The organism is Amycolatopsis rifamycinica (genome assembly GCF_000695625.1).
GTDB classification, from domain to species: domain Bacteria; phylum Actinomycetota; class Actinomycetes; order Mycobacteriales; family Pseudonocardiaceae; genus Amycolatopsis; species Amycolatopsis rifamycinica.
The window spans coordinates 318,939-334,913 of the sequence record NZ_JMQI01000079.1 but is presented as its reverse complement, the minus strand read 5'-3'; the positions used below and the strand labels follow the sequence as shown (position 1 = coordinate 334,913).

The following is a 15,975-nucleotide window of genomic DNA, read 5'->3' as shown; positions in this document are numbered from 1 at the left end:
TGCGGGCGCGGGTCCGACGGGGCGATCGGCCGGCCGCGGCTCGCCTGTCCAGGGGGTCAGGCGGTGACCGCTCGGCGCGGATTCACCAGCGCGTGGCGACCGGTGGTCTCGGCCGCGGTGGGGGCCGGGTGCGCGGAGATCGGGCTCTTGCGACGGCCCTGCAGGCGGCTGTCCGTCGCTGACTGTTGCTGCGGGGCCAGTCCGCCGGCCACCAGGTGTTCGTGCGCGACCTGCCAGACCGAGCACGGCGCCTTGCAGCGGTGCCACCGGGTCGAGCAGGTCGGGCAGTCACCGCGCTCGTCGGGCTCGTGCATCTTCAGCATCGCGCGCCACGCCTCGGTCAACCGGGGCAGTTCGGAACGCGCGACCGAGACGAGCGACTGGGCGTCGGCGCGGTTCGCCAGGTCGGTCAGCATGTCGAGGCGCTCCCAGACCGCATTGCGGAGGACCTGCCCGAGAACCTGATCCATGTCAGCTCACCGTTACCTTTCCGCCATCTTGGCGGCTTCGTTGAGCGCGGCGCGCAGCTGGCCGAGCTGGCCGGACGTCAGCCGCGCGGTCTCGCCGGGAGGTGAGACCAGTACCACCTGGTTGTCTTCGACGAACACCGTCACCGCCCGCTCGCGGCTGATGAGGTCGCCGCACTGCACGCGCCAGACGAGCTGGCCGCCCTCGTAGTGACGGACGCTCGCGGTGCGGGGGTCCACCGCGGCCGCGGGGGTGACGGGGCGGACGGCGGAAACGGGAGAGACCGTCGCCGGCCGCACGGCGCGGGTGGCCGTGCCGGCATGTCCCCCTGCGAACGAGTCCACGAACTCCACGCCCTTCTCCGCTCTGTCGAAAGTCTCCGAAGATGCCTTCTGCAACATCGCCTTGTCGCAACGCTGCGGTTTCCGTAGCTCTCCGTGATCGCAACCGGTGTGCGTCCGGTGACGGAGATCTGACAACTACAGTGAGGTGAAACCGGGTGCGATAGAAGGTGGAACCGGCGTCATAGCGGTGACTGGGCTCGGTTCCACGGTAAGCGGTCAGCGGACTTCGCCCCGACCGATCAGGGCACCAGTTCGGGTGTTCACACAGTTCCCGAGGTTTGCCTACGCTGTTTCGCAGACGCCCGACCGGACAGTGGAGGGGGCGCGATGGACGCCAGTAACGGTGGCAGTGCCGAAGCCCGGCAGAGCCACGCGGTTCCCGCTGACGCGTGGGAGCAGCCGGAGATGAGAACGGCTCTCGCGTCGCGCGAGATCAGCGCCGTGTACCGGCTCCTGCGCAAGCACGGTGTCTCGCAGCGCCAGATAGCCGCGATGACCGGCCAGTCCCAGTCCGAGGTGTCGGAGATCCTCAAGGGCCGCCAGGTCATGGCCTACGACGTGCTCACGAGGATCGCCGACGGCCTGGGCGTCCCCCGTGGGTACATGGGCCTCGCCTACGACGAGGCCACGGCGATACGGGTCGTCGGCTCCGCCGACGGCCAGCAGGCGGAGGAGGACGAGTCCGTGAAGCGACGGAGGTTCCTCGCGCACGCTGCCCAAGTCACGATGGGCGCGGCGGTGTTCGGTCCGGAATCGGGCACCTGGTCGGCCGGACCGGCCAGGACGCCGGCGCCCGGGCGCATCGGCATGACCGACGTCCGCCAGGTGGAAGCCGCGACGCGGGCGCTGCGGGCGCTCGACTACCAGTACGGCGGCGGTTTCTGCCGCGACGCCGTCGTGGCCCAGCTGTCCTGGGGCCAGCAGATGCTCGAAGCGCACGGCACCGACATGGTGAAGAACCGGCTCTACGTCGCCCTCGCCGACCTGCACTCCCTCGCCGGCTGGACCTCCTTCGACACCGGCCTGATGGACTCCGCCCGCGGCCACTTCGCGAACGCGCTGGACCTGGCCAAGCAGGGCGACAACCACCCGCTGGTGGCCAACGTGCTCTACCGCATGGGCCGCGTCTACCTGCACCAGGACGCCCCGAACGACGCGCTGAAGCTGTTCCAGCTGGGCCAGATCGCCGCCCAGAAAAGCGGTTCCGAGCTGGCCGTCTCCGTGCTGTGCGCGAACGAGGCCTGGGCCTACGCGATGATGGGCAACGAAGAGCAGGCGGTGAAGCTGCTCGGCCGGAGCAAGGACGAGTTCGAGCGCGCCAACCTGGCCGAAGCCGAGTCGTGGGTCAAGTTCTTCACCGAGACCGACGTCTACGCCATGGTCGGCACCGTCCACACGGTCCTCGCGCAGAAGAACGCCGAGCACACCAAGTACGCGATTCCCGCGCTGACCAGGGCCGTCGAGTCCTACGACGACGAGATGGCCCGTTCCAAGACGTTCATGCTGAGCGCGCTCGCCACCAACCACCTGCTGGACGGCGACCTCGACCACGGCGCCAAGGTCGGCGGCAAGGCCATCGACTGCGCCGAGGGCATCAAGTCCGAGCGGGTCAAGGACCGCATGCGGCCCTTGCAGGAAGAAGCCGAGCGCCGCCGCAACAACGCCGACGCCCGTGACCTCGCCGACCGCCTCCACGCTTTCTACGCCGCTTAACGCCGAAGGCGCCGGCGCGGTTTTGGACGGCCGGTTCACCTCCGGGAAGCTGCGTGGCGTGCTGGCCGAGACCTGCGCGCAGCTGGGGCTCGACCCGGCGGGCGCGCGGCTGCTGCGGTTCACCAACAACGCGGTGTACGCGCTGGTCACCGCGCCGCTCGTGATCCGGATCGTCGGCTCGACGCAGCTGCGGCACCGCGTCGGCACGGTCGTGCGCGTGGCCCGGCACCTCGAACGCCACCACCTCCCCGCGATCCGGCTGCTCGACGGCATCGAACAGCCCCTGGAGGTCGGCGGCCACCTGGTGACCGTCTGGCACCAGGTGCCCAGCATCGGCCGGCCGGCGACGTCGGCCGACCTGGCCCGGCTGCTGCGCCAGGTGCACGCGCTGCCCCCGCCGCCCGGCCTCGCCGAGTGGGCGCCGTTCGCCGCGGTGCGGGCCCGGGTGTCCGACGCCGAGGAGATCAGCGACGCCGACCGGGAGTTCCTGCTCGAGCGCTGCGCCGAGCTCGAGGCCGAGCTGGCCGAGCTGGATTTTCCGCTGCCCAGGGGGCTGGTCCACGGCGACGCGTACCCCGGCAACGTCATCCCCGGCCCGGACGGCCCGGTGCTCTGCGACTTCGATTCCTCGTGCGTCGGCCCGCCGGAATGGGACCTGACGCCGCTGGCGGTCGGCCGCGAGCGGTTCGGTGACCCGCCGGTGCACTACCGGACGTTCGCCGCGGCGTACGGCTTCGACGTGACGTCCTGGCCCGGGTTCGCCGTCCTCCGGGGGATCCGCGAGCTCAAGCTGACGACCAGCGTGCTGCCGATCCTGCGCAGCCGGCCGCAGGTCCGGCCCGAGCTCTTCCGCCGCCTGGACGACCTCCGGAGCGGCCGGACGGGCGCGCGCTGGACCCGTTACCGTTGACCGCCATCTGTCACTTGGTGTGATCGACGACACAAGCTGCACGTGCATTCGCCGACTGCAAATGACCGTTCGTCGCATCCAAAAGGCGGCCCGCTCTGGGTAGAAAGTTCGGTCCGACCAGTCACCCCCAATGGGTCACCGGCCATCCCAATGCGCAACTTGCAGCTACTCGCGGTGACTTCGCACCCGGTCCTACCTGCGGTGACGACGTTCAGGAAGCGACGACCGGCGCCCGCGTCAGCACGACGGCGAACCCGAACGCCAGTCCCATGACGGTCAGCTCGAGCGTCGCCCAGGCGGCGAGCGCCGTGCGGTCGTGCCGGACGATCCGCGGCATCAGGCGCCAGCGGACGTTCGCGCCGAGTAGAGCGATGACGCCGGTGCAAACGAGCTTCAGCACGAGCAGCTGTCCGTACGGCGTCGTGAAGAGGGCCGTCCAGAAGCCGATGGTCGGGTTGAGCGAGATCTCGACCAGGCCGTTGAACAGCCCGGTCGCCGCCGAGAGGACCAGGCAGAGCGTCGCGAGCTTCGAGAACCGCGGCAGCGCGTGCGCGAGCAGCGTCCGGTTCGCCACGAGGAGCACGGTCATCGCGCCGAGCCCGCCGGTCCAGGCGACGGCGCTCATGACGTGCAGCTCCATCGAGATCATCGTGTAGTCGTGGTAGTTCCAGTTCGACGCGTGCCCGGTGACCGGCAGCGGCAGCAGCGCGAACAGGCCCAGCCCGACCCGGACCTCGGCGGGCACCTTCTCGCCGAAGCGCAGCGCCAGCGCGCCGATCCCGGCGTGGACGAGCGCGAGCACGGCGACGATGACGAGCGCCTTCCCGGCGCCGACGTCGGCGATGTACTGGCCGATGTCGGACGCCGAGAGCGTCGAGGAGCCCGGCTTGTACTCCGCGGTCTGCAGGATCAGCGCGACGACCGCGGCCGTGGCCCAGACGAGCGCCGCGGCGACGGCGGCCGGCCGCGCCAGCCGCATGACCGGCTCGGTCAGCTTCGGCCGGTCGTAGCCGACGAGCACCGACAGCAGCGCGAGCCCGATGGTGGTGACGGCGGCGAGGTCGAGCAGGACCCGGACGACCGGGATGCCGGCCGAGACCACCGCGCTGGGCTCCACGACACCGGGAACCGGGGTGGTGGACAGGAGCGCGACGCCGATCAGGGCGCCGAGCAGCCCCGCCGTCACGACGCACAGCAGCGTCGAATAGCGGGGTTTGGTGGTGGTCTCGGCCTGCGTCATCAGTTCTTCTCTTCGATCTTCCCGCCAGAACGCAGGGCCACGGTGAGCCCGATCGCCAGCAGCACGACGGCACCGGCGATCCAGACCCAGATCGGCACCCCGGTCGACGACGACTGCGGCGCCGCCGACGAGGAACCACCCGGCGACCTCGCCGCGTCGACGGCCGCCGGCGTGCCGGTGCCCGCCGTGGTGAGGGTGAAGCTGAACTCACCGGTCACCGGGTGGCCGTCCGCCGACAGCACCCGGTAGCCGACGGTGTACTTGCCGACCGGCCCGAGCGGCCGCAGGGGCGCGCTGATCACGTTGTTCACCACGCTGATCGGGCCTTCGGCCCACTGGCCGCCGCCCGGCCCGGTCACCGCGATCTGGTTGACGTCCGCGCCCTGCACGTACTGGTCGAAGGTCAGGCTGAGCTTCGCCGGGCCGGTGGCGACGGACGAGCCGTTCGCCGGGTCTGAGGAGATCAGCACGTTGTGCGCCAGCGCCGGGGTGGCCGTGCCGAGCACGGCCACCCCGGTCAACGCCAGCGCGACGAGCGCCTTACGCATTCAGCTGTTGCCTCCCGACTTGGCCGTGGCCTTGCGGGCCCGGATGGTCGCGCCGGCCCCGACACCGAGGCCGATGGCGCCGACGAGCAGGCCCGCGCCGCCGAGCCAGCGGGCCGTGTTGTCCGACGTCGCCGCCGCTGCTTCAGTGTGCTCCCCGGTGGTGGACGCCGTGTCGGCGGACATGTTGTGCGCGTCGCCTTCGGCCGCCTTCGCGGCCAGCTTGACCGCCGGTGCCGGGTGCTCCGGCTCCTCCCCGCCCGCCGGGGTCGGCTGGTTCCAGTCGACGACCTTGCCGTCGCTGTAGGTCTGGTGGGCCGGGAACTCCACCTGGTCCACGTTGGTCGGCAGCGGGCCGAAGCTCACCGAGAACTCCTGGTAGTCGGTGGCCTTGAGCTCGCTGCCCGGCTGCGCGGTCCAGGTGACCGCGGTGACGGCTTCGGTGATCTGCGTCCCGTTGTCCTTGGTGATCGGGGCGGGCAGCTTCGACTTCGTCACCTGGGCGGTCCAGCCGGGGACCGGCTTGGTGCGCACCGAGCCGATGCCGTAGTCGGCCTTGAAGTCGACGGCGACCTTGGTGGTGGTGACGGGGTCCTTCTCTTCGCTCGGCACGCGGAACACGATCGCCGCGTAGCCGCCCTTCGTGGGCTGCGGGCCGTAGACGTTGGCCGTGACGTGCGCGGACGCGGCGCCGGCGCCGAGGAGGCCGGCGAAACCGACGGTGGCGGCGAGGAAACCGGCGCGCTTGAAGACGTGCTGGGACATGGGTTCACTCCTGATGAACGCAAGAAGGGGCAGCGGACTCGGGGTCCGCTGTTCGGGGATGGCGCTGGGGTTCAGGAGTGGACGGGCGGGCCGCGCCGCCCGCGGATCCGGCGCAGGTCGACGCCGACGAGGTGATCCGGACCGCCCGTGCGGGCCGGCACGATGGCGGGAGCTGCCGCCGGCACCGGCAGCGGCGTGAGCAGCCGCGGCAGGATCGCGCGCAGCACGGCCAGCACCGTGAGGAGCTTCGAGTCCGCGCGGGCCAGCAGCAGGGCGGTGAGCACGGTCGCGATCGTGTGCGCGGCGATCATGCCGAGCCCGGTGGCGCCGGGCATCGCGTACATGTCGTGGTGGCCGGCGAGCGTGGTGAGCAGCAGGTGCATCACCACCTGGGCGGTGCCCAGGAGGACGATCGTGGCGACCGGCCCGCGTGCCTTACGGGCGAGCGCGGCCGCGGTCCAGCCGAACAGGCCGGTGAGCAGGACGGTCATCGCCGGGTCCGGCAGCCCGCCGTCGGCGATGCGGTGGGCGGTGACGGAAAGTGCACCGGCGCTCACGGCGAGCAATACTCCGCGGGTAGCTCCGAGCACGGCGGGACGCCGTGCCGGATCGCTCATGGAGAGCAGCCTAAGGGACCTGCTTCCCCGCGAGCGTGTGATCCCGTGAAGTGAGCACACACCGAGTTCACGTCTGGTGGCCCGCTGTGGTTCACGGGATTTGTTGCCGATCGTGCCCGGGTAGGCCACGGTGGGCCGGAGACGGGGGTTTGGGCGGTTGGTGCCCTGGGTACTGAGCCGCTGGTCAGGAACTAGCCCGTTCGGGTGAAGGCCGGTACGAGGGGCGGGAGAGCGAACACGGATGAACCTCTTCGACTACATCTCCGACCGGGCGAGCAAACTGTGGCTGGAGGCCTACCTGCACACCAGCATGGTGGTGCAGTGCACCGTCCTCGCCGCCGTCCTCGGCGTGCTGATCGGGGTCGCGGTGTACCGCAGCCCGGTCGGTTCGGCGGTGGCGACGGCGCTGGCGAGCACGATCCTGACGGTCCCGTCGTTCGCCCTCCTGGGCCTGCTGATCCCCCTCTCGGGGCTCGGTCCGACGACGGCCGTCATCGCGCTGGTGCTCTACGGCCTGCTGCCGATCGTCCGGAACACCATCGTCGGGCTCGACGGCGTCGACCCGGCGGTCACCGACGCCGCCCGCGGCATCGGGATGAGCCGCTTCGGGGTGCTCACCCGCGTCGAGCTGCGGCTGGCCTGGCCGGCGATCCTCACCGGCATGCGGGTGGCCACGCAGATGCTGATGGGCATCGCCGTGATCGCCGCCTACGCGAAGGGTCCCGGCTTCGGCGCCGAGGTCTTCTCCGGGCTCACGAACGCGGGGAGCACGAACTCCCTCAACCAAGCCGTCACCGGCACGGTCGGGGTGGTCATCCTCGCCCTGCTCCTCGACGGCGTCTACGTCCTGATCAAGCGCTTCACCGTCTCTAGGGGTGTCCGTGGCTGAGAACGAGGAAGTCTCCGGCGTCGAGATCGAGCTGGAGCACGTGACCAAGCGGTACCCCGGCACCCGCACCCCGGCGGTCGACGACTTCTCGATGGTCGTGCCCGCCGGCAAGATCGTCGTCTTCGTCGGCCCCTCCGGCTGCGGCAAGACGACCACGATGCGGATGATCAACCGGCTGATCGAGCCGACGTCCGGCCGGATCACCATCGGCGGCGACGACGCGCTGAAGCTCGACGTCGACACGCTGCGCCGCCGGATCGGCTACGCCATCCAGCAGGCCGGGCTGTTCCCGCACTTCACCGTCGCGCAGAACATCGCGGTGGTGCCGGGCCTGCTCGGCTGGGACAAGAAGAAGGTCAACGACCGGGTCGAGGAGATGATGGACCTGGTCGGGCTCGACCCGGCCGACTTCCGCGACCGATTCCCGCGCCAGCTGTCCGGTGGCCAGCAGCAGCGCGTCGGCGTCGCGCGAGCGCTGGCGGCGGACCCGCCGGTGCTGCTGATGGACGAGCCGTTCGGCGCGGTCGACCCGATCACCCGCGGCAACCTGCAGGACGAGCTGCTGCGCCTGCAGACCGAGCTGAAGAAGACGATCGTCTTCGTCACGCACGACTTCGACGAGGCCGTGAAGCTGGGCGACAAGATCGCGGTGCTGGGCAACCAGTCGACGATCCTGCAGTACGACACCCCGGAAGCGATCCTGGCGAACCCGGCGGACGACACGGTCGCGGGCTTCGTGGGCGCGGGCGCGTCGCTGAAGCAGCTGACGTTGCTGCGCGTCCGCGACGTCGAACTCCAGCAGGACGCGCTCACCGTGACCGACGACGAGACGCCCGCCTCGGTCCGGGAGAAGCTCCAGTCGTCGCGCAAGCACTTCGCGCTGGTGCTGGACGCGCGCCGCCGCCCGACGCGCTGGGTGCACGTCCGCGAGCTCACTTCGGCGACGTCGCTGGCCAACCTCGGCAAGCCGCTGCGCGACGTCGTCAGCCTGCAGTCGACGCTGCAGGACGCGCTCGAGGCGATGCTCGCCGAGGGCGGCTCGGTGCCGGTCACCGGCGCGCGCGGCGAGTACGCGGGCACGATCCAGCTGGACACCGTGATCGCGACCATCCAGCAGCTGCGCGAGGAGCACACGAACGACGAAGAGGTGCCGGCATGACGGCGGCCGTCGACACCGGCTTCAGCACCGAGTCCGGCTCCAAGCGCGCGGAACGCGTCCGGCTGTTCGCCCAGCCGATCGCGGTGCTGGTGATCGTCGCGGTGACGCTGGCCGCGGTGTTCTCCAGCGGCCTGACCGCGACGGAGAAGGCGACGCTCAACGCGTCTTCGCTGCTCACGGCGTTGCGGGACCACGTGCTGATGACCCTCGTGGTGACGGCGATCGTCGTGCTGGTGGCGGTGCCGCTTGGGATCCTGGTGACGCGGCCGTGGGCGCGCTTCCTGGCCCCGGTCTTCCTGGCCGTCGCGAACATCGGCCAGGCCGCGCCCGCGCTGGGCGTGCTGGTGCTGTGGTTCATCGTCACCGGCGCGACCGGCGGCATCTGGGTCGCGGCGCTGCCGCTGGCGTTCTACTCGCTGCTGCCGGTGCTGCGGAACACGATGGTCGGCATCCAGCAGGTCGACCCGGCGCTCATCGACGCCGGCCGCGGCATCGGGATGTCGGCGGGCGCGGTGCTGTGGCGCGTCGAACTCCCGCTGGCCGTCCCGCTGATCCTGGCCGGCCTGCGCACGTCGCTCGTCCTGGCGGTGGGCACGGCGACGTTCGGCATGTTCGTCAACGCCGGCGGCTTCGGGCTGCTCATCGACACCGGCTACAAGCTCAACCTGACCCCGGTGCTGGTGACGGGCTCGGTGCTGGCCGTCGCGCTGGCCCTGCTGGTCGACTGGCTGGGCGCGGTCGCCGAACAGTACTTCGGACCGAAGGGGCTGCGATGAAACTCCGGCGACTGGCCGTCGTGGCGCTGCTGGGCGTGACGCTGTCGTCCTGCGGGCTGACGGTCAACCAGGCGGTGCCGTACGACATCAAGCCGGGCTCGATCCAGCCGATCCCGTCCCTGCAGGGCGTGCGGGTGACGGTGGGGTCCAAGGACTTCACCGAGAACATCATCCTGGCGTACATGGCCGAGATGGCGTTGACGGCCGCGGGCGCCGACGTCGTCGACCTGTCCGACATCAAGGGCTCGAACTCGTCCCGGCAGGCACTGCTGTCCGGCCAGACGGACCTCACGTGGGAGTACACGGGCACGGGCTGGATCAACTACCAGGGCAACGAGCTCCCCGTCCCCGGCGGCGAGCAGGCCCAGTACGAGGCGACGGCCAAGGCGGACGAAGAGAAGTTCGGCGTCACGTGGCTGAACTATTCGCCGCTGAACGACCAGTACGCGTTCGCGGTGACGGAGGCGTACGGCGCGGCCAACAACCTGGAGACGACGTCCGACCTGGCGGCGTTCATCAAGCAGAAGCCGGACCAGGCGGTGTTCTGCCTGGAGACGGAGTTCACCAGCCGACAGGACGGCTTCCCGGCCGCGGTCAAGGCGTACGGCTTCCAGAAACCGACGGTGAAGAACTTCGGCATCGGCACGATCTATTCGGCGGTCGCGAGCGGAGCCTGCCCGGTGGGCGAGGTCTTCACCACGGACGGCCGGATCTCGGGGTTGAACCTGCGGGTCCTGGAGGACGACAAGAAAGCGTTCCCCCAGTACAACGCGGTGGTCACGCTGCGCACGGAGTGGCTGAAGCAGCACCCGGAGGTCCGCGGCCCCCTGGAGAAGGTCAGCGCGGCGATCGACAACGAGCAGATGATCGAGCTCTGCAAGCAGGTCGACGTCGACGGCCAAGACGCGGGCAAGGTCGCCCACGACTGGATGGTCAAGAAGGGCTTCGTGAAGTAGCCGAACGGCCGGGCAGCGATCACGCTGCCCGGCCGTTTGTCAAACCAGCCATCCACAGGCGCGGAGTTGTCCACAGATTTCCGCGCCACCCGTTTTTGCCCCCTACCGCCGATAGACTGGACCAGGGGACGCCCCGTTACCTTTTTCGTGGTTCCTGATCAAGGAGCTGTGGTTGCCAAGCCCGGCCTGACTTGCGCCCCCAGTCGAAGGCATGATCCGGGGGTGGTGTCACCGGGTCTGGTGGCGTCGACCGACCGCTGATAGGGACACGGCCACCAGCTTGGTAGGTCTCGTCGTAACGTGGGTGCCGGCGCTCGACGCCCGACTGGTGACCACAACCGACGACCGAACGGCATCCCGCTGCGGTGGACCGGCCGGGATCGCCAAGGCCGGGCGGCGCAAACTCACCGAGATTGCCAAGGTCCACGCGCCTCGCATGGGTGAGCGGCTGGTCGAGGCGATCATGACCGCCCTCGGCGAGCAGACCGTCACCGTCCCGGGCACCACCGCCGCGGACACCGTCCTGCCACGGCTGGCCGACAGTTTGGAAACCCGTGCTCCTCCAGCGCTGACAGGTCGCCGAGCAAGTCGAGGGGTCGGCGACGCCTCGAACTTCGCCTCGTCTGGGCATCTGGCTGCCTATGCGGGCATCGCGCCGGTCACCCGCAGCTCCGGCACCAGCATCAAAGGCGAACACCCCGCACGCACCGGCAACCGGCAGCTCAAACGAGCGTTCTTCCTCGCCGCATTCGCCGCCCTGTCCGATCCGACCAGCAGGGCGTACTACGACCGCAAACGGGCTGAGGGCAAGAAACACAACGCCGCCCTGATCTGCCTCGCCCGCCGCCGCTGCGACGTCCTCTACGCCATGCTCCGCAACGGCACCCACTACCGCCAACCCGAACCGGCCCCCACAGCGGCTTGACAACCAGATAGGGACGCCCCCCGGGACAGGGTGGGGGCTGCGGTCAGATCCCCAGCCGGTGCAGCAGCTGGCCTTCGAGCCGCTCAAGCTCGCCGGCCACCGCTCGGTGCACCGACTTCCGCCGCGCGGTCGGCATCCGCTCCGCCGCGCGCACCGAAGCCGACAGCTGCTCCAACGTCCCCAGCGCCCCCTTCGCGAACTCCCGGTCCGCGTCGGAAGCCCGGTCCGACTTCTGCAGGTCACGGCAGCCCTCGGCCACCCCCGCGATCCGGGCGTGCAGGGCCGCGCCCCGGCCGGTGTACTCGCCCAGCCGGTCGATCGAGACCCCCAGCTTGCGCGCCTGGTAGCGGTCGTAGGCCTCGCGGGCCGCGCCCGCCGCGCGGACCGCGAGCGGAGCCACCACCGGCAGCACCGCCGGCCCGAGCACCTTCGCCACCGCGACCGCGTTCTTCGCCCTCTTAGGGGTGAACCTGGCTTCACCCTCGACCTTGGCCTTGCGCGCCATGGCACCTCCTGCGACGTGTCGAGGTCGAACTTACTGGTCGCCTGGGTGGCGGGCATGTCGGCTCGGCCGTGGGAATCTAGAGTGATCTCCATGAACACCGAGGTGGTACTCGACGCGGGCGCGGTCAGCCGCTGCCGTCGTCGCGTGCACCTCGAACACGACCCCGCCATGCGCGAAGTACCGCTTTCCCCGCCCGACCCGACCGCGCAGCAGCGGATCGACGACGCCGCCGCCCACCGCGAGGACATCGTCAACCGGCTGATGGCCGCCAACGACGACCACTGGGCGAAGATCGGCCGCGACCTCCCGGCCCACGAACGCGTCGAGCAGACGTTGCAGGCCTTCGCCGACGGCGCGCGCTACATCTGGGGGGCGCTGCTGCCGGTCGACACGGCCGGGCACCGGCGCGGCGGGATCGACCTGCTCGTCCGCACCGGCCGCGGCTACGTCCCGGTGCTCGTCGTCCGGCACCGGATCACCGACCGCGGGGCCGGCGCGATCGTCACGGAACTGACCGATCTCGATCCGGGGCACCGGACCGCCGACGAGGGCCGCAAGGTCCGGTCGCAGCCGCGTGACCAGCTCCGGCTCGTGCACATCCGGCGCATGCTGCAGACGCTCGGGCAGGCCGACGAGAGCCTCGCCATCGGCGGCGTCATCGGCCTCGACGCCGACGTCGTCGTCTGGCACGACCTCACCGCGGCCACCTGGCCGGGCGGGCGCAGCGCGCTCACCGAGTACCAGGCCCGGTTCGCCGACCGGCTCGCCATCGCCACCGCCGCCGCGAACGGCGAGGAGCCGCTGGCCGAGCCGTCGCGCGTGCTGGAGTGCCGTCGCTGCCCGTGGTGGCCGACGTGCGAGGTCGTGCTCACCGAAACCCGCGACGTCAGCCTCGTCGTCCGCGGCGAGGACGCGGTCGAGCTGCGCCGCGCCGGCGTGTCCACTGTGGACAAGCTGGCCGCGCTCGACCCGGCGGGCGAGCCGCCGGCGGTGAACTGGACCGGCGTCACCTTCCCGGACGCCGTCGTGCTCGCCCGGGCCTGGCTGGCCGACCTGACGCTGGTGCGCCGCGTCGACCGGGTCGAGGTGCCGCGCGCCGACGTCGAGGTCGACGTCGACATGGAGAGCTTCGGCGACGCCGGCGCGTACCTCTGGGGCTGCCTGCTCAGCGGCGCCGACATCGGCGTCCCGCAGGGCTACCGCGCCTTCGCGACGTGGGACCCGCTGCCCACCGACGACGAGGCCCGTTCCTTCGCCGAGTTCTGGGCCTGGCTCACCGACGTCCGCGAGCGCACCGAAGCGGCCGGCCTGACCTTCCGCGCCTACTGCTACAACGCGCTCGCCGAGAACCGCTGGCTCTTCGGCTCCGTGGAGCGCTTCGGCGAGCACCCCGGCGTCCCATCGAAGAAGAACATCCAGTCCTTTGTGGACTCCGAACAGTGGGTGGACCTCTTCCGCAGCGTCACCGACCAGTTCCTGTGCTCCCACGGCAAGGGCCTGAAGGTGATCGCTCCGGTGGCCGGCTTCTCGTGGCGCGACCCGGAAGCGGGCGGCGAGGCGTCGATGCGCTGGTACCGCGACGCCGTCGGCATGGACGGCGAGAAACCGGACGACGACCAGCGCGAACGCCTCCTGCGCTACAACGAGGACGACGTCCTCGCGACGCGGGCGCTGCGCGAGTGGATCGACGCCCGGGCGCAGGACGAAGTCCCGTACATGTTCGATCTCTGAGTTCGTTCACCGGCTAAGACACTTGTGTCCTGACCCATCCTGCGTAATACTCGTTCGCGAGTACTCGTAGACGAGGAGTCAGATGAACCGACGGAAGGTCGCCAACGTCCTGGGGCTGGCCGTCCTCTCCGTCGTGCAGGAACGCCCCATGCACCCGTACGAGATGGCGGCCGTGCTCAAGCAGCGCGGCAAGGACGCCGACATGCCGATCAAGTGGGGCTCGCTCTACACCGTCGTCGCCAATCTCGAGAAACACGGCTTCGTCGAGGCGGTCGAGAACGTGAAGGACGGCGGACGGCCCGAGCGGACCGTCTACCGGATCACCGCGGCCGGGCGGGCGGAGTTCGAGGACTGGGTCCGCGAGCTCGTCGGCACGGTCGACCGGGAACCGCCGCGGTTCAAGGCCGGGCTGTCGCTGATCGGGGTCCTGGGTCCCGACCAGGCGATCAGCCGGCTGCGGGAGCGGCTCGGGCAGCTCGACGAGCGCGTCGAGGCGCGCCGGGCGGAGCTGGAGCAGCTGCGGCCGTTGATGCCGCGGATGTTCCTGGTCGAGGTCGAGTACGACATCGCGATGACCGACGCCGAGGCGCGCTGGGTGCGCGGCTTCCTCGACGAACTGACCAGCGGCACCCTGCCCGGCATCGAGGCCTGGCGGCGCTGGTACGAGACCGGCGAACCTCCCCAAGACCTGGGGGAGTTCGTCGAAGAGAAATAGCACGGACCCCGGGAGGTGCTGGCACACCGCCCGGGGTCCTCGACCCCGAACCGAGCACGCCCGGCACGAGGTGGCACCGCAAGGATAAACCGGGTGCGCTCTTCGGTTCGGCTCAACCGAACAGGAGAGATCCATGGAGACGACCCGCAAGCACAAAGTGCCCGAAATGGAGGGGTTCCAGGCCCGCTGGTACGCCAAGAACCGCGGCACCGAAGCCCAGCTCGCGCAGTACCGGCGGCAGGCGGCCGAGGTGACCGCCGGGCTGGCCGACGGCGCCGAAATCCTCGAGGTGGCGCCCGGGCCCGGCTTCTTCGCCGTGGAGCTGGCGAAGCGCGGCTACCGCGTCACCGGGCTCGACATCAGCCACACCATGGTGGAAATCGCCCGGGAGAACGGCGCGGGGCTCGACATCGACTTCCGCCAGGGCGACATCACGCACGCGCCCTTCGAGGCCGGATCGTTCGACTTCCTGATCTGCCAAGCCGCGTTCAAGAACTTCCGGCAGCCGGTCGCCGCGTTGAACGAGATGTACCGCGTGCTGCGTCCGGGCGGCTTCGCGGTGATCCACGACCTGAACCACGAGGCCACCGCCGCGGACATCGCCCGCGAGGTAGGCGGGATGAACCTGGGCACGGTCAGCGGCTTCACGACCCGGCAGGCGCTGGCATGGCTGCGACGCCGCGCGTTCACCCGCGAGCAGTTCGAGGCCTTGGCCGCGGAAAGCGCGTTCGGCGGCTGCTCGGTCACCACCGACGGCATCGGCCTGGAGATCCGTCTCACCCGCTGACCGCAGGAGGGGGCACTTTCCCGTGAAAGTGCCCCCTTCGGGTCAGCGCGGGGCCATCCGGAGGGAGCCGTCCATGCGGACGACCTCGCCGTTCAGGTAGTCGTGGTCGATGAGGGACAGCGCGAGCTGCGCGTACTCGTCCGGCCGCGCGAGGCGCTTCGGGAACGGGACGCCGGCCGCGAGCGACGCGCGGAACTCGTCACTGACCGTGGCGAGCATCGGGGTGTCGACGATGCCCGGCGCGATGGTCAGCACGCGGATGCCGTGCGAGGCCAGGTCGCGGGCCGCGGGGAGCGTCATGCCGACCACGCCGCCCTTGGACGACGAGTACGCGACCTGCCCGATCTGGCCGTCGAACGCCGCGATGGAGGCGGTGTTGATGATGACGCCGCGGGCGTCGTCCGCGAGCGGCTCGGTCTTGGCGATCGCTTCGGAGGCGATGGTCAGCACGTTGAACGTGCCGATCAGGTTGATCTGGATGACCTTCGCGTACAGCGCGAGGTCGTGGCGGCCCTTCTTGGACAGGATCCGCGCGGACGGCCCGATGCCGGCGCAGTTCACCACGGTCCGCAGCGGCCGCCCGGACCCGGCCGCGGTCGCGACGGCGGCCTCGACCTGATCGACGTCGGTGACGTCGGCCTCGACGTAGGTGATGCCCTCGATCTGCTCGGCCTTCTCGATCGACGTCGCCAAGTCGAGCGCGAACACCTTCGCGCCCTTGGCCGCGAGCGCCTTGGCCGTGGCCCCGCCGAGGCCCGACGCGCCGCCCGTGACGAGCGCCGCCGTGTCGGTGATCTGCATCTTCGCCGTTCCCTTCGCTGCGCTGATTCGCGGACCCAGGTTAACGCTCGTTCGCATGGGCGCGGTTCGTGTCTTCGCTCACCGCTTCCGGGCCCGACCGGTTCCGTTAGCGCGGTGGTCACGTCCGGC

At 70.5% G+C, this 15,975-nt stretch carries 17 protein-coding genes and 1 pseudogene; 10 read left to right on the top strand and 8 right to left on the bottom strand.

What is annotated here, in order from left to right; all coding sequences use genetic code 11:
• Positions 1-56: 56 nt before the first annotated feature.
• Positions 57-470 carry a hypothetical protein gene (locus tag DV20_RS40025; protein ID WP_043788783.1) on the bottom strand — a complete coding sequence of 138 codons (414 nt, stop codon included), beginning with the start codon at positions 468-470 and terminating at the stop codon, positions 57-59.
• Between the two features lie 12 nt (positions 471-482).
• Positions 483-821, bottom strand: coding sequence for a hypothetical protein (locus tag DV20_RS40020; RefSeq protein ID WP_043788781.1), 339 nt, complete (start codon positions 819-821; stop codon positions 483-485).
• 318 nt (positions 822-1,139) lie between these two features.
• Between DV20_RS40020 and DV20_RS40015 the strand changes: the two genes are divergently transcribed.
• On the top strand, positions 1,140-2,525 hold the full coding sequence (locus DV20_RS40015) for a helix-turn-helix transcriptional regulator (protein ID WP_043788780.1): 1,386 nt from the start codon (positions 1,140-1,142) through the stop codon (positions 2,523-2,525).
• A gap of 22 nt (positions 2,526-2,547) precedes the next feature.
• Positions 2,548-3,435 (top strand): phosphotransferase, encoded by an 888-nt coding sequence (locus DV20_RS40010; RefSeq protein ID WP_043788779.1) that lies wholly within the window; start codon positions 2,548-2,550, stop codon positions 3,433-3,435.
• A 211-nt stretch (positions 3,436-3,646) separates the two neighbouring features.
• On the opposite strand, the gene DV20_RS40005 is transcribed toward DV20_RS40010, so the two are convergent.
• The 4 genes from DV20_RS40005 to DV20_RS39990 all read right to left on the bottom strand — a co-directional run bounded on the left by DV20_RS40005 (position 3,647) and on the right by DV20_RS39990 (position 6,551).
• Positions 3,647-4,675 carry a copper resistance D family protein gene (locus DV20_RS40005; RefSeq protein WP_043788777.1) on the bottom strand — a complete coding sequence of 343 codons (1,029 nt, stop codon included), beginning with the start codon at positions 4,673-4,675 and terminating at the stop codon, positions 3,647-3,649.
• Complete coding sequence (locus tag DV20_RS40000) at positions 4,675-5,223, bottom strand: copper resistance CopC family protein (protein WP_043788775.1); 549 nt, start codon at positions 5,221-5,223, stop codon at positions 4,675-4,677. The genes DV20_RS40005 and DV20_RS40000 overlap by 1 nt, the downstream gene beginning before the upstream one ends.
• Positions 5,224-5,985 (bottom strand): YcnI family copper-binding membrane protein, encoded by a 762-nt coding sequence (locus tag DV20_RS39995; RefSeq protein WP_043788773.1) that lies wholly within the window; start codon positions 5,983-5,985, stop codon positions 5,224-5,226. It lies immediately after the preceding gene.
• 71 nt (positions 5,986-6,056) lie between these two features.
• Positions 6,057-6,551, bottom strand: coding sequence for a hypothetical protein (locus DV20_RS39990; RefSeq protein WP_043788771.1), 495 nt, complete (start codon positions 6,549-6,551; stop codon positions 6,057-6,059).
• Positions 6,552-6,843: 292 nt separating this feature from the next.
• Between DV20_RS39990 and DV20_RS39985 the strand changes: the two genes are divergently transcribed.
• The 5 genes and pseudogenes from DV20_RS39985 to DV20_RS39965 all read left to right on the top strand — a co-directional run.
• Positions 6,844-7,491: an ABC transporter permease gene (locus tag DV20_RS39985; protein ID WP_043788769.1), complete on the top strand. Its 648-nt coding sequence runs from the start codon at positions 6,844-6,846 to the stop codon at positions 7,489-7,491.
• The gene (locus DV20_RS39980; RefSeq protein WP_043788854.1) at positions 7,484-8,650 is read left to right on the top strand and encodes an ATP-binding cassette domain-containing protein; all 1,167 of its coding nucleotides are present in this window, start codon (positions 7,484-7,486) and stop codon (positions 8,648-8,650) included. Before DV20_RS39985 ends, DV20_RS39980 begins: the two co-directional genes overlap by 8 nt.
• Positions 8,647-9,426 (top strand): ABC transporter permease, encoded by a 780-nt coding sequence (locus DV20_RS39975; protein ID WP_043788768.1) that lies wholly within the window; start codon positions 8,647-8,649, stop codon positions 9,424-9,426. Before DV20_RS39980 ends, DV20_RS39975 begins: the two co-directional genes overlap by 4 nt.
• Positions 9,423-10,382, top strand: a complete 960-nt coding sequence (locus tag DV20_RS39970; protein ID WP_043788767.1) for a glycine betaine ABC transporter substrate-binding protein — start codon at positions 9,423-9,425, stop codon at positions 10,380-10,382. The genes DV20_RS39975 and DV20_RS39970 overlap by 4 nt, the downstream gene beginning before the upstream one ends.
• 424 nt (positions 10,383-10,806) lie before the next feature.
• Positions 10,807-11,307, top strand: a pseudogene (locus DV20_RS39965) (transposase); the annotation flags it as partial.
• Between the two features lie 43 nt (positions 11,308-11,350).
• Here DV20_RS39965 and DV20_RS39960 read toward each other — a convergent pair.
• Positions 11,351-11,812 carry a DUF6474 family protein gene (locus tag DV20_RS39960; RefSeq protein WP_043788766.1) on the bottom strand — a complete coding sequence of 154 codons (462 nt, stop codon included), beginning with the start codon at positions 11,810-11,812 and terminating at the stop codon, positions 11,351-11,353.
• Between the two features lie 90 nt (positions 11,813-11,902).
• Between DV20_RS39960 and DV20_RS39955 the strand changes: the two genes are divergently transcribed.
• The 3 genes from DV20_RS39955 to DV20_RS39945 all read left to right on the top strand — a co-directional run bounded on the left by DV20_RS39955 (position 11,903) and on the right by DV20_RS39945 (position 15,045).
• Positions 11,903-13,543 (top strand): TM0106 family RecB-like putative nuclease, encoded by a 1,641-nt coding sequence (locus DV20_RS39955; RefSeq protein ID WP_043788851.1) that lies wholly within the window; start codon positions 11,903-11,905, stop codon positions 13,541-13,543.
• An 82-nt stretch (positions 13,544-13,625) separates the two neighbouring features.
• A complete protein-coding gene (locus tag DV20_RS39950) occupies positions 13,626-14,258 on the top strand; it encodes a PadR family transcriptional regulator (RefSeq protein ID WP_043788765.1) in 633 nt (210 codons plus the stop codon).
• Between the two features lie 133 nt (positions 14,259-14,391).
• A complete protein-coding gene (locus tag DV20_RS39945; RefSeq protein ID WP_043788764.1) occupies positions 14,392-15,045 on the top strand; it encodes a class I SAM-dependent methyltransferase in 654 nt (217 codons plus the stop codon).
• Between the two features lie 42 nt (positions 15,046-15,087).
• Here DV20_RS39945 and DV20_RS39940 read toward each other — a convergent pair whose 3' ends face one another.
• Positions 15,088-15,846, bottom strand: a complete 759-nt coding sequence (locus DV20_RS39940) for an SDR family NAD(P)-dependent oxidoreductase (protein WP_043788763.1) — start codon at positions 15,844-15,846, stop codon at positions 15,088-15,090.
• Positions 15,847-15,975: the final 129 nt, after the last annotated feature.